This is a genomic window from Stutzerimonas nosocomialis (assembly GCF_005876855.1).
GTDB lineage: Bacteria > Pseudomonadota > Gammaproteobacteria > Pseudomonadales > Pseudomonadaceae > Stutzerimonas > Stutzerimonas nosocomialis.
The window spans coordinates 22,521-48,521 of sequence record NZ_QLAE01000037.1; the positions used below are offsets into that span (position 1 = coordinate 22,521).

The window sequence follows — 26,001 nt, forward strand, 5'->3', positions numbered from 1 at the left end:
CATAAAAGCAATAACCCACGGCCGCCACGAGTGCCTGGCCACGCGCGATCGCGGTGCGAGGGGCACCGAGGCGAGGACGGGACAGGGAAGGGGACGACGACATGGAAAGCTCCGTTGAGAGGGTTTCGAAGGTAATCCATCGGCCGCGACGGTTCAACCGCTGTTTTTGCGCGCCCCGGCGCCCGTTGCGGCGATTGACCTCGGTGGGCGGCGCCGCGCTGCCCTACAATGGCGCCTTTGCCCACCGCCGGATGCCGCCATGACCGACACGCCTCATTTTCCCCTCGCCGCCGTCGTCGGTGCCGATGCGCTGAAGCGGGCGCTGTGCCTGGTGGCGGTGGATCCGGCAATCGGCGGGCTGCTGATCGAAGGCCCGCGCGGCATGGCCAAGTCCACTCTGGCGCGGGGCCTGGCGGGCCTGTTGCCCGGCGGGCCGTTCGTCACCCTGCCGCTGGGGGCGAGCGAGGAGCGCATCGTCGGCACGCTGGACCTGGACACCGCCCTCGGCGAGGGGCGTGCCGCCTTCTCGCCCGGTCTGCTGGCAAAGGCCGACGGGGGCGTGCTCTATGTGGATGAGGTCAACCTGCTGCCCGACCATCTGGTCGACCTGCTGCTCGATGCTGCGGCCAGCGGCGTCAATCACGTCGAGCGCGACGGCATTTCCCACCGCCATCCGGCGCGCTTCGTCCTGATCGGCACCATGAACGCCGAGGAGGGCGAGTTGCGCCCGCAACTGCTCGATCGCTTCGGCCTGAACCTCGCGCTGGACGGCCAGCCGGCGCCGGCCGAGCGTGCCGAGATCGTGCGGCGGCGGCTGGCGTTCGATGCCGACCCGCAGGGGTTCGTCGAAGCCTGGCGCGAGGTGCAGGACGCGCTGACCCAGCGCTGTCTCGCCGCGCGTGACAGGCTTGCTCACGTTCCCCTGAGCGATGCGGCGCTGGCTGAGATCACCCATCGCTGTTTCGCCGCCGGCGTCGATGGCCTGCGCGCCGACCTGGTCTGGCTGCGCGCCGCGCGTGCCCACGCGGCGTGGCGCGGTGGTCGCGAGATCGAACAGCAGGACATCGACGCCGTGGAGCCATTGGTACTGCGCCATCGCCGCCGCGATCCGGCGCCCGCCATGCAGCCGCCGCCACCGCCCCAGGCCGGACAGGGCACCGATGCGCAGGACCCGAGCCAGGGCGAAGGCCAATGGGGCGAGCTGCCACCCCGGCCGCAGCGCATCGGCGAGCGCCGCGAGCCGCCACGCTGGCCAAAAAAGCCCTGAGCATCCGCCCACGCACGCCAAGGAGTGCGGATGCGTTACCCAGGCCTGGCCCCCAATCGGGCGTTCGCAGCGGCGCGCGGCGTACCGGTGAGCGCGGTGCGGTCGACTGGCCGGCGACGCTGCTCGGCGGGCGCCCGCGCACGCTGGCCGACCTGCAACGACGGCCACGCGGCGCCCGGCCCGCCGAACTCTGGGTGATCATCGTCGATGCCTCGGGGTCGACCGCCCGAGGCGGGGCACTGACGCAGGCCAAGGGCCTCCTGGCAGAACTCGTCGATCAGGCCTACCGCCAGCGCGCGCGGCTCGCCGTGCTCGATGCCCAGGGCGCCGAGCCGCGCTGGCACGTGCAGGGACAGAAGGCGTCCGGCCAATTGCGGCGCTGGCTGGATGGGCTTGGAGCGGGTGGCGGAACGCCGCTGATTCGCGCATTGCAGCTGGCCCATGAATGGGTCCAGCGCCGACAACGCCTCAAACCGTCCGAGCATAAGCGCCAGCTGATCCTCACCGACGGTCGCCTGCGCGACTGGCCGGGGCTGTCCGCGAGCCCATGCCCGACGCTGCTGGTGGACATCGAGTTGGCGCCGATCCGCCTGGGGCGCGCCCGGCAACTGGCCGAGGCGCTGGGCGCCGAATACCGGCACCTCGAGGATCTCGCACCGGCCAGGCCTCAGGCGGGTTGGTGAGTCTCCAGCGGTTCGAACCTGTTCAACAGGACGCCGTGGCCTCAGCCGCCGTTGGCAAAACGCTGCAAGGCTTCGCCATCCAGGCGGTAGCGGACCCATTCGGCCTGGGGTTCGGCGCCGATGCTCTGGTAGAAGCGGATGGCCGGCTCGTTCCAGTCCAGCACGCTCCACTCGAAGCGGCCATAACCCTTGGCCACCGCCAGTGCGGCGAGCTCGCGCAGCAGTGCCTTGCCGGCACCCGAGCCACGGTGTTCCGGTTTCACATAGAGGTCTTCCAGGTACAGGCCGGGCTTGCCGAGCCAGGTCGAGTAGCTGACGAAGTACACCGCGAAGCCCACGGCGGCTCCGTCTATCTCGCAGATCAGCGCGTTGGCGGCGGGCTCGTCGCCGAACAGCGAACGGTGGATGTCATCGGCACTGGCGAGCACTTCGTGTTCGGCTTTCTCGTAGCGGGCCAGATCGGTGATGAGCTCGAGGATCAGGCCGCAGTCGTCGGGGCTGGCGGGGCGAATGGCAGGGCTGGGCACGCGGGAGAATTCCTTGATGACGGGTGGGCGAGGCGCGAGTCTAGCGCATGCCACCGCAGCCACCGGGCCGCGAACGAACCCAGCGACCGCGTGCTCTACTGCCGAGTCGGCAGCGCATCCAACCCGAACCGCTCTTCAACGAGGAGGCATCCGTGAATACCCAGGCACTCTCCGATTTCTACCGTGGCTATCTCGACTGCCTCAATCGACAGGACTGGCTCGCACTCGGCCAGTTCGTAGCCGAGGACGTCCATTACAACGGCCAGCGAGTCGGACTGTCGGGCTACCGGGACATGCTCGAAGGCGATTTTCGCGCCATCCCGGACTTGCGTTTCGTCATCGATCGGCTGGTCGTCGAGCCTCCGCAGGTCGCCGCCCGGCTGTGCTTCGATTGCACGCCGGTCGGCGAGCTGTTCGGTCTGCCGGTCAACGGCAAGCGGGTCCGTTTTGCCGAGAACGTGTTCTACGAGGTCCAGCAGGGCCGGATTCGCAACGTCTGGTCCGTCATCGACAAGGCCGCCATCGAGGCGCAGCTCGCGTGATGCGATGCGGGCATCGGCGCCCGCGGCCTCAATCCTGCGGATACCACCTGGGCGTGTAGACCCATTGCCCGCCGTCGGCACGGGCGAAGCGGCGGGTCTGGCTGGAGCCGACGATCACCAGGGTGCGCATGTCCACCATGGACGGCGTGAGTTCGCCCAGGGTGAGGACCTGCAGGGATTCGGCGGGGCGGGCGACGTCGCGACCGAGCACGACCAGGGTCTCGGGGCCGCGGTGGCGGCGGACGATCTCCAGGGCGCGTCCCAGCTGCCAGGGCCGCGCCCGGGAGATGGGGTTGTAGAAGGCCATCGCCAGGTCCGCCGCGCCGGCGTGGTCGAGGCGTTTCTCGATCTGGGTCCAGGGCTTGAGGTTGTCCGAAAGCGAGATCATGCAGAAGTCGTGGCCCAGCGGCGCGCCGGCGCGGGCGGCGGCGGCCAGGGCCGCGGAGACGCCGGGCAGTATCTGTAGCTCGACGGCGTGCCAGCGCGGGTCGTCGTCGCCTTCGAGGGCTTCGAGCACGGCCGCGGCCATGGCGAATACCCCCGGATCGCCGGACGACACCACCGCCACCCGGCGCCCTTGTGCCGCCAGTTCGAAGGCATGGCGGGCGCGCTGCAGCTCTTCGCGGTTGTCGCTGGCATGCCGCAGCTGGTCCGGGCGGAACGGGCCGGCCATGTCGACATAGGTGGCATAGCCGAGCACGTCCTCGGCCTCGTCCAGGGCCTGGCGAACGGCGGGTGTCATCAGGTCGGCGGCGCCGGGGCCGAGGCCGACCACGCTCAGGCGACCGCGTCGGCGGCCGAGTCGATCCGGGTCCAGCGGCTGATCGGCCAGCAGCAACCTCAAACCTTCGCCCTCGGCGTGAGGTGGGGGGAGGCCGGCTTCTCCGTCGACGAAGCGCAGCGGCAGTCCGAGTTGGGCGGCGGCGTCGTGCAGTCCGGCGTCGGCCATCCAGCGGGCCTCGGCGAGCAGACACGCCAGCGATTGTGGCGCGAGGTCCGCATCCTCCAAAGCGCGGTGAAGCCGGGCCGGCAGATCGGCGCCAGGCCTGACGACAAGCGCCGCAACCTGTTGCGGGTGGATCAACAGCTCGTCGCGTCGCATCGTGCGGCGCTGCGGGCTGATGTGGATGACCCGGGTCGCATCGTTCTCCCGCGGCAGTGACGCTGTCTCCAGCCAGGGCGCCGACCCCTCGATGCGTACCGTCTGGCCGCCGAGCAGGTCGGAGACGAAGCGCTTGCCCTGCTGCAGGTCGGCGAGCACGTAGCCCTGTGGCGGCTCCAAGAGGCAAGTGCCGAAGCGCAGTTCACCGCTGGTGGTGATGGCCGGCGCCACGCCCAGGTGGGCGGCGAGTTCGCGGGCCAGGCGGTTGACGCCGGCCAGTCCGCCGAGCAGCGGAACCACGGTGCTGCCGTCTTCGGCGAGGGCCAGCACCGGTGGTTCGGCGCCTTTTTCCGTCAGCAGGGGCGCCAGGGCACGGATGACGATGCCGGCCGCGCAGAGCACGATCAACGGCTGCCCTGCGCGGTACAGGGCGCGCAGGGTCTCGCCGAAGTCCTGATAGTGGCGGTCGGCCGTTTCGACACGACCCTCAAGGCCGTGGATTCGCGCCTGCGGATAAAGCGCCTGTACGCGTCGCGCAGCGGGCAGGGCGGAGGTGCCGAGAATGACGATGGCAGGGTTCATGGATGCTTCTCTTGCAGCCGGGTGGGGGCTGATGGTTTAGATCATCGGCTAGTGGTGGGAGGGCCGAGATGTTCTGGAGGCCTTTCCGCGGTCAAGACCAGGCGTCCCCGACCGCTCCCCACCGCATCGCCTTGCTGTCGTGGGAGTGGTCTTGACCGCGATTCGCCACGGACCGGGGCCCTGCCGCTTCGGCAGGGGCTTCCCGATGAAGGTGGTGCCGGTTCGTCATCCGCGCCATGGTTCGCCCGGCACCAGGATCATCGAAAAATAGGGGGAGGACATCGGCTCCACCTCGTCCAGCGGCACGATCTTCTGCTCGGCCATGGTGGCGCGCTCGACGTAGTGGGCGCGCCCATCGAGGCCCAGCTTGCGCAGCACCCGGCGGACCTTGTCGAAGTTGCGCCCCAGTTTCATCACCACGGCGGCCTCGGCCTCGCGCAGCCGGTGTTCGAGTTCGGCTTCGTCGAGCACGCCGGACAGCACGCTGAGCGACTGGTTGCGGTAGACCAGCGGGGTGCCCAGCACCGAGGCGCAGCCAAGCATCGAGCAGACGCCGGGCACCACCTCGACCTCGTAGCGGCCGGCCAGGCGGTCGTGCAGGTACATGTAGGAGCCGTAGAACAGCGGATCGCCCTCGCAGATCACCGCGACGTCGCGGCCGGCATCCAGCTTGGCGGCGATCTTCACTGCGCAGGTGTCATAGAAGTCGCTGATCACGTCCTCGTAGGACAGCGGCGGCGCCAGGGCTTCGGTGGTCACCGGATAGACCAGCGGCATGCGCTGCTGAGCCTCGTCGAGGTGCGCCTCGATGATGGCGAAGGCGTTGCCGCCCTGGCCGCGGTTGGCCTTGGCCTTGGCCACGAAGTAGGCGACCACCGGGGCTGCGCGCAGCAGGCGCAGCGCCTTGAGGGTGATCAGTTCCGGATCGCCGGGGCCGACACCCAGGCCGAGCAGACGTCCGCGCATCATTCGATCTCCGTGGCCAGGGCGTTGACCGCGGCGGCCGCCATGGCGCTGCCGCCGCGCCGGCCCTGGACGATCACGAAGGGCACGCCGCGGCTGTCGGCGGCGAGCATGTCCTTGGATTCGGCCGCGCCGACGAACCCGACCGGCATGCCGATGATCAGCGCGGGTTTGGGCGCGCCGGTGTCGAGCATGTCCAGCAGATGAAACAGTGCGGTGGGCGCGTTGCCGATCACCACCACGCTGCCGGCCAGGTGCTCGCGCCAGCGCTCCAGCGCGGCGGCCGAGCGGGTGTTGCCCATGGTTTTGGCCAGCGCTGGGACCTGTTCGTCGTGCAGGGTGCAGATTACCGGGTTGTCCGCCGGCAAACGGGCGCGCGTGACGCCTTCGGCCACCATCCGCGCGTCGCAGAGAATCGCCGCGCCTCGCTGCAGGGCCTCGCGGCCGGCGCGGCCGGCGCCCGACGAGAAGCGCAGGTCCTCGACCACATCGACCATGCCGCAGGCGTGGATCACCCGGACCGCGAGTTTCTCGAGGTCGGCGGGAATGCCGGACAGGTCGGCCTCGGCGCGGATGATGGCGAAGGAGTTGCGGTAGATCTCCTGGCCGTCGCGGATGTAGTCGATCATTGATGGGTTCCTGGATCGGAGCGGTCGGCGAACCATTCGGCGACCTCGTCGATGGTGAGCGCGGGGGCCAGGACTTCGCCGAAGCCGGCCGCTCCCGGCTCGCGGTGGAACAGCTGGTAGCGGCCGTCGGGCAGTGCCAGCAGCGTATAGGTCGCGACCTGCGGGCTCGAGCAGGCGCGTGCGCACCCGCTCAGGTGCACGTCGGGGCGGGCACGGCTCTGGCGCAGGTGGTCGGCGAGCTTCAAGGCGTCGGCCTTGGTGTCCGCCTGGCCCTTGGCGCAGCCCGCGGCACCGGTGCAGGCCACCAGGTGGGTCAGCGGTTCGTCATCTGCCAGGTGCAGGCCCAGGTTGGCCAGTTGCCGGGCCGCTTCGGTGGTCAGCGCGTCGGGAACGTTGGGCAGCAGCAGGCTCTGCCAGGGCGTCAGGCGCAGGGTGCCGTCGCCATGGGAAGCGGCGACATCGGCCACGGCGCGCAGCTGTTCGGCGGTCATCCGCCCCAGCGTGGGTGCCGCGCCGATCATGCGCAGCTGCGGCTGGCGTTGCCGGATGACCCCGAGTGGTACGCGCCCGACGGCCTCGCAGCGCGGCGCCTGGACGGTGGGAACGGTGAGCGAGGCGCCGAGACGTGCCTGCAGGCGCGCCATCAAGGCTGTCGCGGGCACCGTGGCGAGCAGGTGGCGCATGCGCGTCTGCGGTGGCCGGGCCAGTTCGATGAAGCTCTCCAGCACGGCATCCACCAGCGCCAGTACCGCATCGGCCGGGACCACTCCCAACGGCGTGTCGGTCGGGCAGCCGGCGAGACCGAAGGCGAATCCGATTTCCTGGCCCATCGGCACGGCCGACAACCAGAGGTCGTGCGGGTGATCGAGCACGGCCAGGCGTTCGCCGCCGTCGAGCTGCAGGGCGAATTTGGGCGACAACTGGCGAAAGGCCGGGCGGCTCTGCAGATGCTCGAGCAATTGCCCGGCCAGCGGCGCGATATCCAGCAGGGCGGTCTCGTCGAGGCCGAAGGCGGGGCTGACCAGCAGGTTGCGCACATCGTCGGCGGCCGCGTCCCGGGGGCCGAGGCCGGCGGCGAGCAGGCGGTCGATCAGGCGCTCCCTGTCCTCGGAGCGCACGCCACGGATCTGCAGGTTGCTGCGGTTGGTCAGCTCGAGCACGCCGCTGGCGCAGAGCGTCGCGGCATCGGCGATGCTGTAGGCCTGGGCCACGCCGAGTTGGCCGCAGGCCAGCTTGACCCGGCAGATGCCGCCGTCGAGGGCCGGCACGATGCGGAGCAGCCCCGGGCACGCGGAGGCGGGCGGCATGGGGGATAGGGTTACATGTTTCACTCGGTCACCTGGAAACCCGAGACGCGGCGACCGAACCTGAAACCCCGGCGACAGGATTTCGGCATCGGTACACCCCGCCCGATGTTGGCACTCGCGACCAGTTTCGTCGGCAGGTCTCCTGGCTGGCAGGTCAGGGTTCGTCTGCGGCCTTCCCGGTGATCCAGTGGCCAAAAATGCGGCGAACTCGCTGCTTACAGTTGCGGGGGCAGCCACGGTTGGAATCGATTCTCCCGTGTTCCCTCTTCGGCTCATGGGGCATTGCCCGATGTAGCACCGACGAACGCGATATTATGCCCGTTTTGGGCCGGGACAAGCCAACCGCGACCGGGGACCGCCCGGGCGGACGAGGAGCACGCATGACGCCGTGGCTGACAGTGGTGGGAATAGGGGAAGACGGTTACGCCGGGCTCGGCAAGTCCGCGCGGCGAGCGCTGCTCGATGCCGAACTGATCGTTGGTGCGCCTCGCCAGCTGGCGCTGCTGCCCCCTTGCCTGCGTGCCGCTCGGCAACCCTGGCCCAGCCCGTTTTCCCTGGCGCCCGTGCTTGAACGGCAGGGCCGGCCGCTGTGCGTGCTCGCCAGTGGCGATCCGATGCTGTACGGCGTCGGTGCCAGCCTGACCCGTGCGGTGACGCCGGAGCAGATGCAGGTGTTCCCGGCGCCGTCGTCCGTCTCGCTCGCGGCGGCGCGCATGGGCTGGTCGCTGCAGGACGTCGAGCTGGTGTCCCTGGTGGCGCGGCCGCTGGCCCTGCTCAACCGCCACCTCTATCCCGACGCGCGCCTGCTGGTGCTGAGCAATGACGGCAGCAGCCCCGCCGCGGTCGCCGAGCTGCTGCGCCAGCGTGGCTTCGGGCCCAGCCGGATCACCGTGCTGGAACACCTGGGCGGGGAGCGCGAGCGGCGGATCGACGGGCTGGCGCAGGCGTGGATGCCAACGCCGGTCGAGGCACTGAACCTGCTCGCCATCGAATGCCTGGCGGGCGACGACGCGGCGCGGCTGCCGCTGACGACCGGCCTTGCCGACAGCGCATTCAGCCATGACGGCCAACTGACCAAGCGCGATGTGCGGGCGATCACCCTGGCGCGGCTCGCGCCTCAGCCCGGCGAGCTGCTCTGGGACGTGGGCGCCGGTTGCGGCTCGATCGGCATCGAGTGGATGCGTGCGCACCCGCGCTGCCGGGCCATTGCCATCGAAGCCGACGAGAGCCGCCAGCGGCTGATCGCGTGCAATCGCGATGCCCTGGGCGTGCCGGGGCTGCAGCTGGTCGCCGGCGCAGCGCCTGCCGCGCTGGCGGGGCTCGAACGCCCGGATGCCATCTTCATCGGCGGCGGCGTGACCCTGCCGGGCGTGCTCGAGCGCTGCTGGGAAGCGCTCGTGCCCGGCGGGCGGCTGGTGGCCAATGCCGTCACCCTGCAGGGCGAGGCGAGGCTGGTGGACTGGCGCGATCGCCACGGCGGCGAGCTGACCCGTATCGGCCTCGCCCAGGCACAACCGCTGGGCGGCTTCGACACCTGGCGCAGCGCGCTGCCGATCACGCTGCTCGACGTGCGCAAGGAATGATGCCGGTGCTTATGACTTTGCAGCGGTTTTCCGGCCATGCGTGAGGAAACGCCCGAGAAGCCGGCGCCGCTGCGCAGCGGCTACACCACCGGCAGCTGCGCCACCGCCACCAGCCTCGCGGCGGCGCGGCTGCTGCTGCAGGGCGTGGCGTCCGATGCGGTACGGATCGTGCTGCCGCGAGGGCAGGGCGTGCTGATGCGTCTTACGTTCTGCCGGGCCTGGGAAGACGGCGCCGAAGCCGGCACGCTGAAGGATGCCGGCGACGACCCGGACGTCACCCACGGCGCGCTGGTGTTCGCCCGGGTGCGGCTGGTCCCGCAGCCCGGCGTGCGTTTTCTCGCAGGCCCCGGCGTCGGCACCGTGACCCGGCCCGGGCTGGTGCTTGCGGTCGGCGAGCCGGCGATCAACCCGGTACCGCGGCAGATGATCGGCGGCCACCTCGAACAGCTGGCGCTGGAGGCGGGCTATGGCGGCGGCTTCGAGGTGGCCATCGGCGTCGAAGGCGGCGCGGAGCTGGCGCTCAAGACGATGAACCCGCGGCTCGGGATTCTCGGCGGGCTGTCGATCCTCGGCACCACGGGCATCGTGCGGCCCTTCTCCTGCGCGGCCTACATCGCCTCGATCCATCAGGGGATCGATGTCGCGCGCGCCAACGGCTTCACCCACCTGGCGGCCTGCACCGGCAATGCCAGCGAAGACGCCATGCGCCGACGCTACGGCCTGGACGACACCGCGCTGATCGAGATGGGCGACTTCGCCGGCGCCGTGCTCAAGCACCTGCGCAAGGCGCCGGTGGCCCGGCTCAGCCTCTGCGGCGGCTTCGGCAAGATCAGCAAGCTGGCGGCCGGCCATCTCGATCTGCACAGCCGCCATTCCAGCATCGACCTGCCGCAACTGGCCGGCTGGGCCGCGGGACTCGGTGGCGACGAGGCGCTGCAGCAGGCCATGCGCGAGGCCAATACCAGCCAGCAGGCGCTCGCGCTGGCGGCGGCGCAGGGCATCGACCTGGGGGACGAGGTCTGTCGCCATGCGCTGCGGTTCGCCCGTGGCATCGTTCCGCCGCAGGTGCGCCTGGAGGTCTTCGCGATCGACCGCCAGGGCAATCTGGTCGGTCAGGCGGGAGCGGACCCATGACCCGCATCCTGCTGCTCGGCGGGGTGGGCGATGCGCTGGCCATTGCCCGGCGCCTGGGGCCGCATCATGTCTACAGCCTGGCCGGGCTGGGCCGGGTGCCGGACGACCTGCGCTGCGAGGTGCGGGTCGGCGGTTTCGGCGGCGCCGAGGGGCTTGCCGACTATCTGCGCCGCGAGGGCATCGGCTTGCTGCTCGACGTGACCCATCCCTACGCCGCGCAGATCAGCGCCAACGCGGCCCGGGCCGCCCGGCAGGCCGGCATCCCGTGCTGGGCGCTGCATCGGCCGGGCTGGCAGGCGGCCGTCGGTGACGATTGGCGCGAAGTCGCCGACTGGCCTGCGCTGAGCCAGGCGCTGACAGGCTATCGGCGGCCTTTCTTCACCCTTGGCCGCGAGGCGCTCGGGCATCTGGATGGCATTCCGGACGGTCAGTTCTGGACGCTGCGCATGCTCGATCCCCATCCGGGCAACGAGCGGGCGCGCGTGATCGCCGCGCGCGGCCCGTTCCGCCTGGAGCAGGAGCGGGCGCTGTTCGAGGCCGGCGGCTTCGACGTGCTGATCAGCAAGAACAGCGGCGGGACCGCCACCGAGCCCAAGTTGCAGGTCGCCCGCGAGCGCAGGCTCCCGGTACTCATCCTGGCGCGCCCGGCGCTGGCCCCGGTCGATCGTACCTTCGGCGATGTCGATGCGTTGTGGCAGGCGCTGGCGCCGTAGCGCTGACAACTCGTCCAAACGCTCGGTAGACTGTCACGCCCTCCGGCTTCGGGCACGCACATGGTCGTCGACAACGCTTCGTTCTATTCCCGCGTCCTCTTCGTGGGCCCCGACCTGTCGCACGGCTCGTTGGCCGAGCTGTTCCAGCGTCAACTGGTGGCGCTGCGCGGCGAGGCGGCGCTGGCTGACATCGTCGACACCACCCAGGGTTTCGAGGCGCTTTGGCAGCGGGTCGCAGAGGCGCTGGCGGCCGATGACGGGGCGCTGCTGCTGGTGGACATGGAGCCGCAGAGTTCGAGCCCCTACCTGGACTGGCTGCGCGGCGAGCTGGCCCGGCTCGGCGCACCGCACCGTGTGTTCGTCGCGGCGCAGGGCGCGGAGCGTGACGAGGCGGGGCTGGCGGCGCTGATCGCCCTGCGCGAGCGGCATCTGGGCTGCGAGGCCGTCCCGGCACTGGCCGACAGCCACGACTGGTCGCGCATTCCGCCGCACCGCTATCGCGTACTGCTGTGCAACGGGCCGCGCTGCACGCGGCGTGGGGCGTTGGCACTGTGGAAGACGCTGCGCCAGCAACTGGTCGCCGCCGGCCGCCTCGAGGGCGCCGGGGGTGTGCACATCACCCGCACGCACTGCCAGTTTCCCTGCGACCTGGGGCCCACGCTGAGTGTCTATCCGCCGGGCGCCTGGTACCGGGTGCCGGACGAGGCCGCGGTGATCCGGCTGGTCGAGGAGCAGCTGATCGCCGGTCGCCCGGTGCCGGAGCTGCTGATGGAGCCGCCGGCCGGCTGAAGGCTCAGGCCGCGCCGAGCCAGTGCTGCCAGACCAGCCGCGCGGTGAGCGCCAGCACCACGCAGATGAATACCGGGCGGATGAAGCGCGAACCGCCACGGATCGCCGTGTGGGCGCCCAGGTAGGCGCCGGCCATCAGCGAGACGCCCATGCACAGCCCCAGTACCCATTGCACCTGGCCGAAGGCGATGAACACCACCAGCGCGGCGGCGTTGCTGACGAAGTTCATGCTGCGGGCCACGCCGCTGGCGCGCACCAGGTCCAGCGGATACATCAGCAGGCTGCTGACCGTCCAGAAGGCGCCCGTGCCGGGGCCGGCCACGCCGTCGTAGAAGCCCAGGCCCAGGCCCTGGGGCCACTGCCGGCGGCGCGGGATGGGGGCGTCGGCATTGAGCGGGGCGTCCGGGGTCTTGCCGAACAGCAGGTAGAGGCCGCAGCCGAACACCACCACCGGCAGCATCTTGTTCAGCCATTCGGCCGGCAGCCAGTGCGCGACGATGGCCCCGATCAGCGCTCCGATCAGCGTGGCGACGAGGCCGTTGCGCCATTGCCTGGGGTCGAACAGCTTGCGGCGATAGAAGGTGTAGCTGGCGGTCGCGGCACCGAAGGTCGAGCTGAGCTTGTTGGTGCCCAGCACCAGATGGGGCGGCAGGCCGGCGGTGAGCAGGGCGGGTACGGTCAGCAGGCCGCCGCCTCCGGCGATGGCATCGATGAATCCGGCGAGAAAGGCGACGCAGGCAAGGGCAAGCAGAATGGCGGGATCGATCGCCAGGTCCAGCGGCAGTGGCATGGGAAACTCGGGGCAGGGTAAGGAGAAATGCGCCGGCGATGATAAGCCGCCTGGAGAAGCGATCCATGGGCGGGCGATAAAATTTTTCCCGATAAATGAGACTCACTACTCGATTAAATGCTGTGATATGGCCGGCCAGTGCTCTCCCCATTGCGCTGCCGATCGGCACCGATCGCCCGGCCTGAGGCGCATCCGGGGCCGTCATGACCGCTTCGGGTGGCGGGAGGACGAGACGGGCCGAGGTTGTTAGACTCCGCCGACACTGCAACCGAACTACGGACAACCCTGTGACAGAGATCGAGCGAGACGAGGAACTGGACCTGCAACACGTCCCAACGGGGGTGCCCGGTCTGGATCAGGTACTCAATGGCGGCCTGCTGACGCGCGCGGTGTACATCGTCCAGGGCGGTCCGGGCGAAGGGAAGACCATCCTCGCCAACCAGATCTGCTTCAACTGGGCCAAACGCGGCCAACGCTCGCTGTACGTGACCCTGCTCGCCGAAACCCATCACCGCCTGCTGCGCCATCTGCGCAAGATGGACTTCATGGACAGCAGCCAGGTGGGCGACAACGTCTACTACGAAAGCGCCTTCGATACCCTGCGCAAGGACGGCCTGGAAGGCATCCTGCGATTCCTCGCCCGCAACAGCAAACGCCAGCGTGCCTCGCTGATCATCATCGACGGGCTGTTCGCCCTCGAAGAGAACGGCGAGTCGGAGCGGACCTTCCGCGAGTTCGTCAATGACGTGTCGGTGTTCGCCGATGTGGCCGGCTGCACCGTGCTGCTGCTGACCAACAGCCAGCGGCTGTCCGGCAGCCCCGAGTTCACCATGGTCGACGGCTGGATCGAGCTGCTCAGCGCCGAAGAGGAATCGCGCACCTACCGCTACCTGCGGGTGCGCAAGTTCCGCGGCAGCGGCTTCGTGCTCGGGCGCCACATGACCCGCATCGGCAGCGACGGTTTCCGGGTCTTTCCGCGGCTGGAGGCGGTGGCGGGCGATGCGCTGGCACCGGAGATGTCGGACCTGCGCCTGGCCACCGGCGTCCGGCGCCTGGATGAGATGATCGAAGGTGGTGTGCCCTATTCCTCCACGACCCTGTTGGTCGGCCCCACCGGCGTGGGCAAGACCAGCCTGGGCCTGAGCTTCGTCTGCCAGAGCACGGTCCAGGAGCCGGGGCTGATCTTCAGCTTCCACGAGGAAACGCGGCGGCTCACGCGCCGGGCCGCCGGGATGGGGCTGGACCTGGCGGCGCTGATCGACGCGGGCGCGGTGGAAGTCATCAATTACCCGTCGACCGAGCAGATCATCGACGAGCTGGCCGAGCGGCTGCTCGAGGCGGTGCGTCGCAAGGGCGTGCGCCGGCTGTTCTTCGACGGCATCGACGGGCTCGAACAGTCGGCGGTGCACACCACGCGCCTCGGTCGATTCCTCACGGCGCTGACCAGCGTGCTGCGTGCCGAAGGCGTGACCACCTTCCTGACCGCCGAGCTGCACGACATGATCGACAGCAAACCCGGCTTTCGTTACTCGGCCATCTCTTCGATCGCCGAGAACATCATGCTGCTGCGCTACGCGGAGCTGGAATCGACGCTGTACCGCACCCTGTCGATCATCAAGATGCGGGAAAGCGGTTTCGAGCCGAGGGTATTCGAGTTCTCGGTGGGCGCCGACGGCGTCCGGATCGGCGAGCCGATGAGGCGAACCGAAGGCATTCTGATCGGGCGGCCGCATCGTCAGCCCAGGGAGAGGGCTGACGATGCGTGACTCAGGGATCGCGAGTCCGCCGCTGATCCTGCTGGTCGAGGATGAGCCGGGACTTGCCAAGCTGATGACCTTCCTGCTCGAGGACGAAGGCTTCGAAGTCATCGTCGCCACGAACGGTCGTGAGGGCCTCAAGCTGCTGGCCCAGCAGCCCCCGGAGCTGATCATCACCGACTACATGATGCCGGAGATGAACGGCGCCGAGATGATTCGCTCGATTCGTGCCGATGCCGCCTATGACGCGATTCCCATCCTGCTGATGAGCGCGGCGCTGCCGCCGGATCTGGTCAGGCAGAGCCTGGCCGATCGCTTCCTGGCCAAGGGCGCGAACCTCGACGCGATTCTCGAAGCCGTCAACGAGCTGCTCGAGCCAAGCTAGCCGCCTCGGGTCGTGGCGCCTGGAGCGCCGCCTCGATGATGCGGTGCGCCAGGCGTATCCGCGCCTCGATCGGGAAGTTCCTGTTGGCCAGGATCACCAGCCCGATCCGTTCCGAGGGCACCAGCGCCACATAGGCGCCGAAGCCGTTGGTCGAGCCGGTCTTGTTGAGCCAGACCTCTTCCCGAGGCGGCTGAGGCGGATCGAGACGTCTGACCGGGTGGCTCTGGTAGACCATGGTGCTGGCGTTGCCCTCGAGCAGCGATTGCAGCGCGACCGGGTAGGGGTAGTGTTCCCAGACCAGGTCCTGGGTCATCGGCCCCACGGTGAAATAGCCGGTGTGGGTGCTGGCGATCGCGCGTCGCAGGTCCTGTCCGACATCGGCGATGCCCAGGTTGGCTTCGACCAACCGTAGCAGGTCGCGGCTGGTGGACTTCACGCCATAGGCTTCGTCGCCCAGCAGGCCGGGGTTGAGCCTGACCGGCGCGTCGTCCCGGTTGTAGCCCTGGGCGTAGCGGGGCTGCGCGGCGGCCGGAACCGCGAGATAGGTGTCGGACAGGCCCAGTGCCGGCAGCAGGCGCTGCTCCAGCGCGCGGGCGTAGGGATCGCCCAGGCTCGCCGCGGCGGCCCTGCCGAGCAGGCCCATGCCGGGGTTGCCGTAGGTGCGCTGGCTGCCGGGCGCGTGGGCCGGCTGCCATGCCTTGAAGTACGCCGTGAGGGCTTCTTCGCTGTCGATTTCGTCGGGCAGCTGCAACGGCAGTCCGCCATTGGTATGGGTCGCCAGTTCCAGCAGGCTGATGTCGTCGAAGGCACTGCCGCGCAACCCGGGCAGGTGGGTGGTGACCTTGTCGTCGAGCGACAGGCGCCCCTGGGCCTGGGCCAGGGCGGCCAGCGTGGCGGTGAAGACCTTGCTCACCGAGCCGACTTCGAACAGCGTGTCCGGCGTGACTGGCTGGCCCGTGTCCCGCGAGGCGACGCCGTACGGGTGATACTGCTGCCGGCCATCGATCGTGAGGGCGATCGCCAGGCCGTCGATACCGTGCTGCGCCATGGCGGCGCGGGCCTGCTGCTCGATCTCGAGGGTCAGGGGCGGCTCATCGGCCAGCGCAGCGCCGATCGGCGCTGCGCAGACCAGCAGCGCGCGAAGGCAAAGTCGGGCAAGCGGGGGCATGCGGGTCGTTCCTCGTCTGTCATGAGCCGGCCATGATGCCGCGCCGGCGCGACGAATGCGCGGACGGCCGTCACCCGGCTAGACGTCGTTCTCGATGCACAGGCGATTGCGGCCCGATTGCTTGGCCCGGTACAGCGCGCGATCGGCCCGCCCGATCAGGCTGTCCAGCGAATCGTTGGCGTGCAACTGGGTCATGCCCAGACTCACGGTGAGGGTGATGTCCTGCTCGCCGAAGGCATAGTGACGCGATTCGGCGAAGGCGCGAATCCGTTCCCCCAGCCCCTGGCCGGTGGCGGCGTCGGTGTTCTTGAACAGCACGATGAACTCCTCGCCGCCCCAGCGACAGAGGATGTCGGACTGGCGCAGGTGGCCGCGCAGGTCGGCGGCGAAGCGGCGCAGCACCTCGTCCCCCGCCAGGTGGCCGTAGGTGTCGTTGAGCTGCTTGAAGTGGTCCAGGTCGATCAGCAGGGTGATCAGCGGGCTCTGGTCACGCCGCGCTTCCTGCAGCGCCTGCCCGGCGAGCAGCTCGAAGCCGCGCCGATTGGGCAGCTCGGTCAGCAGGTCGGTGGAGGCCAGGGAGGTGATGCGCGCCTGGTAACGCTGCAGCACCTTGCCCACCAGGAGCATCACCAGGGCGATCACCAGCAGGCAGACGACGAGGTTCGCCAGCAGGGCGTGGCGGATGTCGTCGAACATGTCGTCCTGCTGCTTGTCGACGAACAGGTACCACTCCAGCTCCGGCAGGTAACGCACGTTGACGAAGTGCGATTTGCCGTCGCGCTCGTATTCGAAGGTCGTGCTTTCGCCGGGCGAGAGCTGATCCAGCAGTTCCGACAGCCCCGGCAGTTCGGCCAGCGACTGCCCGGTGCGCGGCGCGTACGGCGAGGTGCTGTTGCCGGTCAGGGTGACGATGCCGTCGTGGTCGACGAAATAGATCGAGCGCGCATAGCGGCGCTGGTAGTCGTCGATGATCGTCACCCCGGCGTCGACGCTCAGGCCGACGCCGGTCACGCCGATGAAGCGACCCTGGTAGTCCAGCACCCGGTAGTTGATGAAGAAGGTCATGTTGTCCTGGTTGGCCAGGTCGGCGTCGGCGTTGATCTCGTAAGGGACGCTCGTTGCGCGCATGCGGAAATACCACGCGTCACGCGGTTCGGCTTCATCGACCTGTTTGAGCACGCCCTGGGCCTGGTAGTAGGTGCGGCTGTTCTCGGACACGAAAAAGGCGGTATAGGCGCCGTACTGCTCCTTGATTTCCGCCAGGTAGCGGGTCATCTGCTCGCTGTTGCGCTCACCGCCCAGGACCCAGTCGCGCACGAAGGTGTCGCGGGCCATCATCGAAGAGAGCAGGATCGGCCGTACCAGGTCCTTCTGGATCTCCGAATAGACCGTGTCGGAGGTCAGCGGCAGTTCGGTGTTGACGATGGTATTGCGGATGGTCGTGCGCGACGTGTGGTAGCTCAGCAGCGAGGTGATGACGAACCCGGTGCAAAGCAGCAGCAACAAAGTCAGGAACAAGGTGCGGGACAGGCGGCCCGGCGTCGATAGCGGCATAGGTCAGGAAGTCTGCTCGTGTCGTCTCCGCGTGCCAAAGGTGCTCGCGGGAGGTGGACCTGGGGGCGTGCGAACGAAGGGCCGAAGGCTCGTCGAATCGCTTCTTGCGCACGCCCGGATAAAGGCCTGGGGTATCGACAACGGCGAGCGGCTTTACGTCGGCAAAGGGCCATCGCGGGTTTTTGTTTCCGACGAACGGTCGGCTCGCACTTATCATCGCCGGTTTTGCCGGACCCTTTTTCGGCCGGAGCGCATGCCGCCTCGCGGACTGCTGTATTGTCCGCCAATCGTCATCGCCGATGCGAAGACCACCTGTCCCTGAGGAACCCATGAGCGACTCCGTAGAGCTCCCCAACCTGAACCCGGCCGCCGTGCGCAGCGATCTGAAGTTCCCGGTGGTCGGCATAGGGGCTTCCGCCGGCGGGCTCAAGGTGCTGATGTCTCTGTTCGAGCACCTGCCCGCCGAGTGCGGCATGGCCTTCGTCGTCATCATGCACCTCTCGCCCAAGCACGAGAGCAGCGCCGACCGCATCCTGCAGACGGTCACCCGGATGCCGGTGATCCAGGTGACCAAGGCGGTGCCCATCGAGGCCAACCATGTCTACGTGATCCCGCCGTCCAGCGACCTGCTGATGAACGACGGCTACCTGCGCCTGGTGGAGCCGACCCGCGAGCGCGGCGCGCACGTGGCGATCGACCTGTTCTTCCGTACGCTGGCCGACGTGCACCACTCCCATGCCATCGGCCTGGTGTTGTCCGGCACCGGCTCCGACGGTTCGGTCGGGCTGGCGCGTATCAAGGAGCAGGGCGGCATCACCATGGCCCAGTCGCCGGCCGATGCCGAGTACGATTCCATGCCGCGCAGCGCCATCGAGACCGGCAAGGTGGATATCGTGCTGCCGGTGGTGGACATGCCACAGCGGCTGATCGAGCTTTCCACCAACATCAAGCAGTTGAAAGTGCCGTCCCTGCTCGCGCCCGAGGCGGAAATCGCGGAGGAGCAGGTCGGCGAGCGTCCGCTGGCGAAAACCGTCGATCTCGCCCTGCGCGACATTCTCACCGTGCTGCGTACCCGGACCGGCCATGATTTCCGCCATTACAAGCAGGCCACCGTGCTGCGTCGGATCGAACGTCGCATGCAGGTCAACGCCGTCCGCGACATGCCGTCGTACGCCGCGTTCCTGCACAAGAACGTCGAGGAAACCCCGGCATTGCTCGACGACATGCTGATCGGGGTGACCAACTTCTTTCGCGACCGGGACGCCTTCGAAGCGCTGGAGCGCGACGTCATACCCGAGCTGTTCGATCGCGTCGCGAACCGGGACCCCGATGAGCGCGAGCTGCGTATCTGGTCCGCCGCCTGCTCCACCGGGGAGGAGGCCTATTCGCTGGCGATGCTGCTCAGCGAGCAGGCGTACCTGAAGAACAGCGACGCCGCGCTGCACGTATTCGCCACCGATATCGACGAGCGCGCCCTGGAAACCGCCCGCTCGAGCCTCTATCCCGAGGCGATCATGACCGATGTGCCACCCGCGAGGATGCGCCAGTTCTTCGTCAAGGAGGGCAACCACTGCCGGCTGAAGAAGGAGTTGCGCGAGAAGGTGCTGTTCGCCCGGCATAACCTGTTGCGCGACCCGCCGTTCTCCCGGCTCGACCTGATCGCCTGCCGCAACCTGCTGATCTACCTCGACCGCGACATCCAGAGCGAAGTGTTGCGCATCTTCCATTTCGCCCTGAATCCGGGCGGCTACCTGTTCCTGGGCAGCTCCGAGACGGCCGATGCCTGTTCCCATCTCTTCGCCCCGGTGGACAAGAAGAACCGCATCTACCGTGCCCTCGACGTGGCCTCGAGCCTGCGACGTTCGCCGATCACCACCCTGCAGGGGATGCCCAGCAGCATGCCGTCGCCCCTGGTCAAGGAGCCGCGCAATCGGCGCAAGCGTTTCTCCTTCGCCGACGTGCACCAGCGCGTGCTGGAGCAGTACGCGCCGCCGAGCGTCGTGGTCAACCACGAATCGGAAATCGTGCACATGTCCGACCGCGCGGGGCGTTTCCTGCGCTACATCGGCGGTGAGCCGTCGCTCAATCTGCCGGCGCTGGTGCTGCCCGAGTTGCGGCTGGAGTTGCGCACCGCGCTTTACCAGGCCGTACACACCGGCAAGAGCGTCGAGGCCAGGCGCGTGCGGCTGGAACGGGACGACCGGACCTACTACGTGAACATGGTGGTGCGACCCTTCCGCGATGACGAGGCCGGCAACGATTTCATGCTGGTGCTCTTCGACGAGGTCGAGGACGTCATGGGGGGCGGCGATGAGCGCGTCCACGGCGCGGCCAAGGACAGCGTCCTGACCCAGCTGGAGAACGAACTGCAGCGCACCAAGGAACAGTTGCAGATCACGGTGGAGCACTCGGAGACCTCCACCGAGGAGCTGCGGGCCTCCAACGAGGAATTGCAGGCGATCAACGAGGAGCTGCGTTCGGCCACCGAGGAGCTCGAGACGAGCAAGGAAGAGCTGCAGTCGATCAACGAAGAACTGATCACGGTGAATGCCGAGCTCAAGGCCAAGGTCGACGAAACCAGCAAGATCAACGACGACCTGCAGAACCTGATCACCTCCACCGACATCGCCACCGTGTTCGTCGACCGGGAGATGCGCATCAAGTGGTTCACCCCGCGGGCCCGCGACATCTTCAACGTGATCGGCAACGACACCGGGCGCTCGCTGCTCGACATCACCCACCGGCTCGACTATCCGCAGCTCACCCGCGACGCGTCGGAGGCCTTCGAGGCGCTGCACCTGGTCGAGCGCGAGGTGGCCAGCCACGACGGCCGCTGGTACCTGGCGCGGCTGCTGCCTTACCGCACGATGGACGACCGTATCCAGGGCGCGGTGCTCGCCTTTCTCGACATCACCGCGCGGCGCAAGGCCGAAGAGCGCATGCGCGCCGGCGAAGCGCACATGAAGCTGCTGGCCCAGAGCACCCGGGGATACGCGATCATCACCCAGGATTGCGCCGGGGTGATCACCACCTGGAACACCGGTGCCGAGGCGATCTTCGGCTACACGGAACAGGAAGCGGTCGGCCAGTCCATCGACATCATCTTCACCCCGGAAGACATCGAGCAAGGACGACCCGAGCAGGAGCGCCAGGACGCGCTGTTCGACGGGCAGACCTCCGACGAGCGCTGGCACCGCCGCAAGGACGGCTCGCGGGTGTTCTGCACCGGGCTGGTCAATCCGCTGATCGATACCAGTCCGGTCGGCTTCGCCAAGATCGCCCGCGACGTGACCGAACAGCGCCAGCGCTCGGCGCAGCAGCAGAGCGAGCTGGAGACGGTGCAGGCGTCGAGCCTGCAGAAGGATCAGTTCTTCGCCGTGCTTTCCCACGAGCTCAAGCACCCGCTCAACCTGGTGCAACTCAACAGCGACCTGATCGCGCGCTCGCCGCTGGTACGTGGCGCGCCCTCGCTGACCAAGGCGGTGCAGGCGATCCAGAGCGCGGTACGCAGCCAGTCGCAGATCATCGACGACCTGATGGACGTCTCGCGCATCCGCACCGGCAAGCTGCGACTGAGCATGGATACCGTGCACCTGCAGGCGCTGCTGTCGCGCATCGAGACGGTGTTCCAGCCGTTGGCCGATGGCGAGGGGCTGGCCTTCGACGTCATCCGATTCGACCAGCCGCTGTACGTCAAGGGCGATCCCACCCGGCTCGAGCAGATCGTCTGGAACCTGCTGAACAACGCCTGGAAATTCACCCCCTCGGGCGGGCTGATCCGGCTCACGCTGGACCGCGAAGGGGACATGGCACGACTGGACGTGGTCGACAGCGGGCAGGGCATGACCGAGGACTTCCTGCCCAAGGTGTTCGACATGTTCGGACAGGCCGAAATGCAGCACGCCCAGCGCGCCAGGCATGGCCTGGGGATCGGCCTGGCGCTGGTCAAGCAGCTGGTCGAAGCCCATGGCGGACAGATCGAGGCCTATTCCGAAGGCATCGGCCGCGGCGCTCGCTTCAGCCTCTGGCTGCCGATCCACTTGCAGACCGAAATCGAGCTCGACGCGGCCCAGGGTTCGCAGCGCCCGGGTGAGCTGAGCGGGCTGAGCATCCTCCTGGTGGACGACTCGAAAGACATTCTCGAGACCCTGCAGATGCTGCTCGAAAGCGAGGGCGCCGAGGTCACCACCGCGCCGGGTGGGGAAGAGGCCCTGGCCCTGGCCGAAGGGACCCGTTTCGACCTGATCCTCTCGGACATCGGCATGCCGCGCCTGGACGGCCACCAGCTGATGCGCGCGATTCGCCAGGGTGGAACCAACGCCGCGACCCCCAGCATCGCCCTGAGCGGCTACGGCACCCTGCAGGATGTCGAAAAGGCCAAGGCGGCGGGTTATGGCACCCACCTGCGCAAGCCGGTGGACCTGGACACCCTGATCCAGGTCATCCGCAGCATTGCCGTCTAGCGGCCGCCCTGGCGTTGTGCGTCGGCCGCGGACGCGCAACCGGGCGGCCAGGCCGACGTCGCCGATGCCGCACGGTCGTCGCCCGGCGGCCCGAGCGGGTCGCGACCCCCGGGTCGATCGGCTAGAATCGCCAGCGCTCACGATCGAGACGACCCACGCATGACCCCTCGCATGTTCATCACCTGGCAGCCCAGTCCGCCATAGCGCCACGCCCCCGCCTCGCCGCGCGAATACCGCTGCCTCCGCGCCGGCCGTCTGCTGCCGTGTATGGATTTCGTCCCCGCAGCCTGTTTCAGCTCAGCCTTCGCATCCGTCCGCCCGCGCCTGGGGTGGCGATGCCTTCGTTCTGGATACCCCGATGCTTTCTTCGATTCGACAAACCTGGTTTTCCAATCTGCGCGGCGACGTGCTCTCCGGGCTGGTGGTCGCGCTCGCGCTGATTCCCGAGGCGATCGCCTTCTCCATCATCGCCGGGGTCGATCCCAGGGTCGGGCTCTATGCCTCGTTCTGCATCGCCGTGGTCATCGCCTTCGTCGGTGGCCGCCCGGGAATGATCTCCGCGGCCACCGGGGCGATGGCGCTGCTGATGGTCACGCTGGTGCGCGAGCACGGCCTGCAGTACCTGCTGGCGGCCACGCTGCTCTGCGGGGTCTTCCAGATCGGCGCAGGCTACCTGCGGCTGGGGTCGCTGATGCGCTTCGTCTCGCGCTCGGTGGTGACCGGGTTCGTCAACGCCCTGGCGATCCTGATCTTCATGGCGCAGCTGCCGGAGCTGACGGGCGTCACCTGGCACGTCTATGCGATGACCGCGGCGGGCCTGGCGATCATCTACCTGTTTCCCTACGTGCCGAAGCTCGGCAGGGTCATCCCCTCGCCGCTGGTGTGCATCCTGACGCTCACCGCGGTGGCGATGGTCCTGGGTCTGGACATCCGCACCGTCGGCGACATGGGCGAGTTGCCCGATACCCTGCCGGTGTTCCTCTGGCCGCAGGTGCCGCTGACCCTCGAAACGCTGCTGATCGTGCTGCCGTATTCGGCCGCGCTCGCGGTGGTCGGCCTGCTGGAGTCGATGATGACGGCGACCATCGTCGACGACCTGACCGACACCTCCAGCGACAAGAACCGCGAGTGCAAGGGGCAGGGCGTGGCCAATATCGCCTCCGGCCTGTTCGGCGGCATGGCCGGCTGCGCGATGATCGGCCAGTCGGTGATCAACGTGAAGTCGGGTGGGCGCACCCGGCTGTCGACCCTCATCGCGGGTGTGGTGCTGCTGCTGATGGTGGTGTTCCTGAGCGACTGGGTCAGCCAGATCCCGATGGCGGCCCTGGTGGCGGTGATGATCATGGTGTCGATCGGCACCTTCAGCTGGGATTCGGTGCGCAACCTCAGGCAGTACCCCCTCTCCACCAACATCGTCATGGTGGCCACCGTCGTGGTGGTGGTCTTCACTCACAATCTGGCCTACGGTGTGTTGGTCGGGGTCCTGCTGGCGGCCATGTTCTTCGCCAACAAGATCGCCCACTATCTGGACGTGACCTCCGAGCAGGATGCCGCCAGCGATACGCGGACCTACCGTGTGGTCGGCCAGGTGTTCTTCGCGTCGGCCGACCGCTTCACGGCGGCGTTCGATTTCAGGGAGGCGCAGGATAAGGTGATCATCGACCTCAGTCGTGCCCATTTCTGGGACATCACCGCCGTTGGCGCGCTGGACAAGGTGGTGCTCAAGCTGCGGCGCGAAGGCGCTGCGGTCGAGGTCCTGGGATTGAACCGGGCGAGCGCCACTCTGGTCGATCGCTTCGGCGTGGCGGACAAGCCCGACGCGATCGACAAGCTGATGAGCCACTGAGGAGCTACCTGCGATGTCCCACGTCCTGGCCTGTATCGATGGCTCACCTTCCGCGGCGGCGGTGTGCGATTGCGCGGCGTGGGCCAGCAGCACCCTCGGCGCCCCCCTGACCTTCCTGCATGTGCTCGACCAGCGGCGCTATCCCGTCTCGGGAGACCTGAGCGGCACCCTGGGTCTGGGCAGCCGCGAATACCTGCTCGAAGAGCTCGCGGCGCTCGATGAAAAGCGCGCCAAGCTGGCCCTCGAGCACGGGCGGGTATTGCTCGAGGCGGCCTGCGAGCGTGCCCGCCAGGCGGGCGTCCCGCAGGCCGACACGCGCCAGCGCCATGGCGATCTCGCCGATACGCTCAGCGAGCTGGAAGACGACTTCCGACTGCTGGTGATCGGCCGGCAGGGCGAGGGCAGCGGCCTGTTCGGGCAGCACATCGGCAGCAACCTGGAAAGCGTGGTGCGGACCCTGCACCGGCCGATCCTGGTCACCACCGAGCACTTCACGGCGCCGCGCAGCGTGATGCTGGCCTTCGATGGCAGCACCACCGCGCGCAAGGGTGTCGCCATGCTCGCGGCGAGCCCGCTGTTCGCCTCGCTGCCGGTCCACCTGGTGATGGTCGAGGCCGATACCCCGGAAAATCGCGCCCAGCTCGAAGCGGCGGGCGAGGGGCTGCGCTGCGTCGGTTTCAGGGTCGAGCTCGCGATCCGTTCGGGCGAAGTCGAGCCCACGCTGCACGCCTACCAGGAAGAAAAGGGCGTGGACCTGATGGTGATGGGCGCCTACGGGCACTCGCGCATCCGCCAGTTCTTCGTCGGCAGCATCACCACCGCGATGATCCGGGCCAGCCGTACGCCGCTGCTGCTGTTGCGCTGAGCAAAAAGCGCGACCCGTCGGTCGGCAGATGCGATGATCTGGCGCTCGACACGGGAGCCCTTCGATGCCTGAACATTCGTCCCTGACCGAACTTCATCTGCAACATGGCGACTGGCAGCTGTCGCTGTGCCCGGCGCTCGGTGGCGCCATTACCGCCCTGCGTTTCGGCGGCCTCGACGTCCTGCGGCCCTGGGATGGTTCCGACAGCGTGCGGCGCAGCGGCTGCTTCGTCCTGGCGCCGTATTCCAACCGCATGGGTGGTGGCCAGTTCAGCGCCGACGGGCAGTGCCACGTGCTGAGGCGAAACTCGCCCGATCACGACCTGCCCATTCATGGCGTCGTCTGGAAGCGCCAGTGGCAGGTGCTCGAGCAGCGGCCCGATAGCCTGACGCTGGGTTACACCCACCACGCCGACACGGCCGGAGGCGCCCAGGACTGGCCCTTCGGTTTCCGCCTCGAGCATCGCCTGCACCTGGACGGCGATGCGCTGCGGTTGCAGCTGCGCCTGCACAACCTCGATGCGAGGCCGATGCCGGCCGGGCTGGGGTGGCATCCCTACTTCCCACGGCACGACGCAGTGATGCTGCAGTTCGTGGCGGACCAGGTCTGGCATGGCGACGCGAACCAGCTGCCCGCACGGGCCGGCGCGGTGCCGCCAGACTGGGACTTCAGCGTGGCGCGGCCGCTCGAGGAACCGGGCCTGGACAACTGTTTCGCCGGCTGGAACCGCCAGGCGCGGATTCGCTGGCCGCGGCGGGGGCTGGAGCTGGCGCTCGAGGCCGATGCCGGGCTCGATCACCTGGTGGTGTTCACGCCGCCGGCCGTCAATGGCTTCTTCGCGGTGGAGCCGGTGTCGCACCTGAACAACGCGCTCAATCAACCGGACCCCGCCGCGCACGGCGTGCAATGGCTCGCGCCGGGCGAGTCGATGCAGCGTGACTGGACGCTGCGAATCGCCACCCGGTCTGCCACGGCATAAAAAAAGCCCGTCACGAGGACGGGCCAAAAAGGAAATGCCGTAACAGGAGCAAACGGGTGGAGCGGCGTTACAGGATCGACAGCGGGTAGTTGAAGATCAGGCGGTTCTCGTCGAACTCGTTGCTGCTGAAGTCGCGACGCATGGTCGCGTTGCGCCAGCGCATGCTCAGGTTCTTGAGCGCTCCGCTCTGGATGGTGTAGGCCAGCTCGGTCTCGCGGCCCCACTCCTTGCCGTCGGTGACGGTGGCGGTCTGCACGTTGTCGCCGCTGATGTAGCGGTTCATCAGGGTCAGGCCGGGGATGCCGAGGGCGGCGAAGTTGTAGTCGTGGCGCACCTGCCAGGAGCGCTCCTTGGCGTTGTCGAAGCTGGAGCT

The 26,001-nt window shown here is 68.4% G+C and carries 22 protein-coding genes and 1 riboswitch; of the genes, 13 read left to right on the forward strand and 9 right to left on the reverse strand.

What is annotated here, in order from left to right; translation table 11 throughout:
• Positions 1 to 259 precede the first annotated feature (259 nt).
• Complete coding sequence (locus DN824_RS18670) at positions 260 to 1,267, forward strand: magnesium chelatase ATPase subunit I (RefSeq protein ID WP_138409858.1); 1,008 nt, start codon at positions 260 to 262, stop codon at positions 1,265 to 1,267.
• A complete protein-coding gene (locus tag DN824_RS18675) occupies positions 1,192 to 1,950 on the forward strand; it encodes a vWA domain-containing protein (RefSeq protein WP_138409859.1) in 759 nt (252 codons plus the stop codon). The genes DN824_RS18670 and DN824_RS18675 overlap by 76 nt, the downstream gene beginning before the upstream one ends.
• Before the next feature lie 41 nt (positions 1,951 to 1,991).
• Here the strand turns inward: DN824_RS18675 and DN824_RS18680 are convergent, their stop codons facing one another.
• A complete protein-coding gene (locus DN824_RS18680) occupies positions 1,992 to 2,477 on the reverse strand; it encodes a GNAT family N-acetyltransferase (RefSeq protein WP_138409860.1) in 486 nt (161 codons plus the stop codon).
• A gap of 152 nt (positions 2,478 to 2,629) precedes the next feature.
• On the opposite strand from DN824_RS18680, the gene DN824_RS18685 reads away from it, so the two are divergent.
• Complete coding sequence (locus DN824_RS18685) at positions 2,630 to 3,019, forward strand: ester cyclase (RefSeq protein ID WP_241666737.1); 390 nt, start codon at positions 2,630 to 2,632, stop codon at positions 3,017 to 3,019.
• Positions 3,020 to 3,047: 28 nt separating this feature from the next.
• Here the strand turns inward: DN824_RS18685 and cobJ are convergent, their stop codons facing one another.
• The 4 genes from cobJ to cobG all read right to left on the reverse strand — a co-directional run bounded on the left by cobJ (position 3,048) and on the right by cobG (position 7,602).
• Complete coding sequence (cobJ, locus tag DN824_RS18690) at positions 3,048 to 4,703, reverse strand: precorrin-3B C(17)-methyltransferase (protein WP_138409862.1); 1,656 nt, start codon at positions 4,701 to 4,703, stop codon at positions 3,048 to 3,050.
• Between the two features lie 225 nt (positions 4,704 to 4,928).
• Entirely contained in the window at positions 4,929 to 5,672 is a 744-nt protein-coding gene (locus tag DN824_RS18695) for a precorrin-2 C(20)-methyltransferase (RefSeq protein WP_138409863.1), read from the reverse strand.
• Positions 5,669 to 6,295 carry a precorrin-8X methylmutase gene (locus tag DN824_RS18700; protein ID WP_138409864.1) on the reverse strand — a complete coding sequence of 209 codons (627 nt, stop codon included), beginning with the start codon at positions 6,293 to 6,295 and terminating at the stop codon, positions 5,669 to 5,671. Before DN824_RS18700 ends, DN824_RS18695 begins: the two co-directional genes overlap by 4 nt.
• The gene (gene cobG, locus DN824_RS18705; RefSeq protein ID WP_138409879.1) at positions 6,292 to 7,602 is read right to left on the reverse strand and encodes a precorrin-3B synthase; all 1,311 of its coding nucleotides are present in this window, start codon (positions 7,600 to 7,602) and stop codon (positions 6,292 to 6,294) included. Before cobG ends, DN824_RS18700 begins: the two co-directional genes overlap by 4 nt.
• Positions 7,603 to 7,717: 115 nt before the next feature.
• Positions 7,718 to 7,919, reverse strand: a riboswitch (cobalamin riboswitch).
• 63 nt (positions 7,920 to 7,982) lie between these two features.
• Between cobG and cbiE the strand changes: the two genes are divergently transcribed.
• Genes cbiE through DN824_RS18725 form a run of 4 tightly spaced genes read left to right on the forward strand, consistent with a single transcriptional unit; the run spans position 7,983 to position 11,821 of the window.
• A complete protein-coding gene (gene cbiE / locus DN824_RS18710) occupies positions 7,983 to 9,185 on the forward strand; it encodes a precorrin-6y C5,15-methyltransferase (decarboxylating) subunit CbiE (protein ID WP_138409865.1) in 1,203 nt (400 codons plus the stop codon).
• Positions 9,186 to 9,221: 36 nt separating this feature from the next.
• The gene (locus DN824_RS18715) at positions 9,222 to 10,319 is read left to right on the forward strand and encodes a cobalt-precorrin-5B (C(1))-methyltransferase (RefSeq protein WP_138409866.1); all 1,098 of its coding nucleotides are present in this window, start codon (positions 9,222 to 9,224) and stop codon (positions 10,317 to 10,319) included.
• Entirely contained in the window at positions 10,316 to 11,032 is a 717-nt protein-coding gene (locus DN824_RS18720) for a cobalt-precorrin-6A reductase (RefSeq protein ID WP_138409867.1), read from the forward strand. Before DN824_RS18715 ends, DN824_RS18720 begins: the two co-directional genes overlap by 4 nt.
• A 60-nt stretch (positions 11,033 to 11,092) precedes the next feature.
• On the forward strand, positions 11,093 to 11,821 hold the full coding sequence (locus DN824_RS18725) for a (2Fe-2S) ferredoxin domain-containing protein (protein WP_138409868.1): 729 nt from the start codon (positions 11,093 to 11,095) through the stop codon (positions 11,819 to 11,821).
• A 4-nt stretch (positions 11,822 to 11,825) separates the two neighbouring features.
• Here the strand turns inward: DN824_RS18725 and DN824_RS18730 are convergent, their stop codons facing one another.
• Complete coding sequence (locus DN824_RS18730) at positions 11,826 to 12,605, reverse strand: TSUP family transporter (protein ID WP_138409880.1); 780 nt, start codon at positions 12,603 to 12,605, stop codon at positions 11,826 to 11,828.
• A gap of 293 nt (positions 12,606 to 12,898) precedes the next feature.
• On the opposite strand from DN824_RS18730, the gene DN824_RS18735 reads away from it, so the two are divergent.
• Together DN824_RS18735 and DN824_RS18740 are read left to right on the forward strand one after the other, a co-directional pair.
• Positions 12,899 to 14,377 carry an ATPase domain-containing protein gene (locus DN824_RS18735; protein WP_241664001.1) on the forward strand — a complete coding sequence of 493 codons (1,479 nt, stop codon included), beginning with the start codon at positions 12,899 to 12,901 and terminating at the stop codon, positions 14,375 to 14,377.
• Positions 14,370 to 14,753, forward strand: coding sequence for a response regulator (locus DN824_RS18740; protein WP_138409870.1), 384 nt, complete (start codon positions 14,370 to 14,372; stop codon positions 14,751 to 14,753). The genes DN824_RS18735 and DN824_RS18740 overlap by 8 nt, the downstream gene beginning before the upstream one ends.
• Here DN824_RS18740 and ampC read toward each other — a convergent pair.
• Together ampC and DN824_RS18750 are read right to left on the reverse strand one after the other, a co-directional pair.
• Positions 14,728 to 15,921, reverse strand: coding sequence for a class C beta-lactamase (gene ampC / locus DN824_RS18745; protein ID WP_138409871.1), 1,194 nt, complete (start codon positions 15,919 to 15,921; stop codon positions 14,728 to 14,730). The genes DN824_RS18740 and ampC overlap by 26 nt on opposite strands.
• A 78-nt stretch (positions 15,922 to 15,999) precedes the next feature.
• Positions 16,000 to 17,475: a sensor domain-containing diguanylate cyclase gene (locus DN824_RS18750; RefSeq protein WP_138409872.1), complete on the reverse strand. Its 1,476-nt coding sequence runs from the start codon at positions 17,473 to 17,475 to the stop codon at positions 16,000 to 16,002.
• Positions 17,476 to 17,804: 329 nt separating this feature from the next.
• Here DN824_RS18750 and DN824_RS18755 point away from each other — a divergent pair, with 329 nt between their 5' ends.
• The 4 genes from DN824_RS18755 to DN824_RS18770 all read left to right on the forward strand — a co-directional run bounded on the left by DN824_RS18755 (position 17,805) and on the right by DN824_RS18770 (position 25,628).
• Complete coding sequence (locus DN824_RS18755) at positions 17,805 to 21,938, forward strand: CheR family methyltransferase (RefSeq protein ID WP_138409873.1); 4,134 nt, start codon at positions 17,805 to 17,807, stop codon at positions 21,936 to 21,938.
• 358 nt (positions 21,939 to 22,296) lie between these two features.
• On the forward strand, positions 22,297 to 23,784 hold the full coding sequence (locus tag DN824_RS18760) for a SulP family inorganic anion transporter (RefSeq protein ID WP_138409874.1): 1,488 nt from the start codon (positions 22,297 to 22,299) through the stop codon (positions 23,782 to 23,784).
• Positions 23,785 to 23,797: 13 nt separating this feature from the next.
• Positions 23,798 to 24,649 (forward strand): universal stress protein, encoded by an 852-nt coding sequence (locus DN824_RS18765; RefSeq protein WP_138409875.1) that lies wholly within the window; start codon positions 23,798 to 23,800, stop codon positions 24,647 to 24,649.
• A 64-nt stretch (positions 24,650 to 24,713) separates the two neighbouring features.
• Positions 24,714 to 25,628: an aldose 1-epimerase gene (locus tag DN824_RS18770; RefSeq protein ID WP_138409876.1), complete on the forward strand. Its 915-nt coding sequence runs from the start codon at positions 24,714 to 24,716 to the stop codon at positions 25,626 to 25,628.
• Between the two features lie 67 nt (positions 25,629 to 25,695).
• On the opposite strand, the gene DN824_RS18775 is transcribed toward DN824_RS18770, so the two are convergent.
• Positions 25,696 to 26,001, reverse strand: a 306-nt coding sequence (locus DN824_RS18775; RefSeq protein ID WP_138409877.1) for an OprD family outer membrane porin, incomplete at its 5' end; no start/stop codon positions are given.

Coding starts and splice junctions, on each gene's coding strand:
- DN824_RS18670 (WP_138409858.1), top strand. CDS start 260: ATGACCGACACGCCTCATTTTCCCCTCGCCGCCGTCGTCGGTGCCGAT.
- DN824_RS18675 (WP_138409859.1), top strand. CDS start 1,192: ATGGGGCGAGCTGCCACCCCGGCCGCAGCGCATCGGCGAGCGCCGCGA.
- cobJ (WP_138409862.1), bottom strand. CDS start 4,703: ATGAACCCTGCCATCGTCATTCTCGGCACCTCCGCCCTGCCCGCTGCG.
- DN824_RS18695 (WP_138409863.1), bottom strand. CDS start 5,672: ATGATGCGCGGACGTCTGCTCGGCCTGGGTGTCGGCCCCGGCGATCCG.
- DN824_RS18700 (WP_138409864.1), bottom strand. CDS start 6,295: ATGATCGACTACATCCGCGACGGCCAGGAGATCTACCGCAACTCCTTC.
- cobG (WP_138409879.1), bottom strand. CDS start 7,602: ATGCCGCCCGCCTCCGCGTGCCCGGGGCTGCTCCGCATCGTGCCGGCC.
- cbiE (WP_138409865.1), top strand. CDS start 7,983: ATGACGCCGTGGCTGACAGTGGTGGGAATAGGGGAAGACGGTTACGCC.
- DN824_RS18715 (WP_138409866.1), top strand. CDS start 9,222: ATGCGTGAGGAAACGCCCGAGAAGCCGGCGCCGCTGCGCAGCGGCTAC.
- DN824_RS18720 (WP_138409867.1), top strand. CDS start 10,316: ATGACCCGCATCCTGCTGCTCGGCGGGGTGGGCGATGCGCTGGCCATT.
- DN824_RS18725 (WP_138409868.1), top strand. CDS start 11,093: ATGGTCGTCGACAACGCTTCGTTCTATTCCCGCGTCCTCTTCGTGGGC.
- DN824_RS18740 (WP_138409870.1), top strand. CDS start 14,370: ATGCGTGACTCAGGGATCGCGAGTCCGCCGCTGATCCTGCTGGTCGAG.
- ampC (WP_138409871.1), bottom strand. CDS start 15,921: ATGCCCCCGCTTGCCCGACTTTGCCTTCGCGCGCTGCTGGTCTGCGCA.
- DN824_RS18750 (WP_138409872.1), bottom strand. CDS start 17,475: ATGCCGCTATCGACGCCGGGCCGCCTGTCCCGCACCTTGTTCCTGACT.
- DN824_RS18755 (WP_138409873.1), top strand. CDS start 17,805: ATGAGCGACTCCGTAGAGCTCCCCAACCTGAACCCGGCCGCCGTGCGC.
- DN824_RS18760 (WP_138409874.1), top strand. CDS start 22,297: ATGCTTTCTTCGATTCGACAAACCTGGTTTTCCAATCTGCGCGGCGAC.
- DN824_RS18765 (WP_138409875.1), top strand. CDS start 23,798: ATGTCCCACGTCCTGGCCTGTATCGATGGCTCACCTTCCGCGGCGGCG.
- DN824_RS18770 (WP_138409876.1), top strand. CDS start 24,714: ATGCCTGAACATTCGTCCCTGACCGAACTTCATCTGCAACATGGCGAC.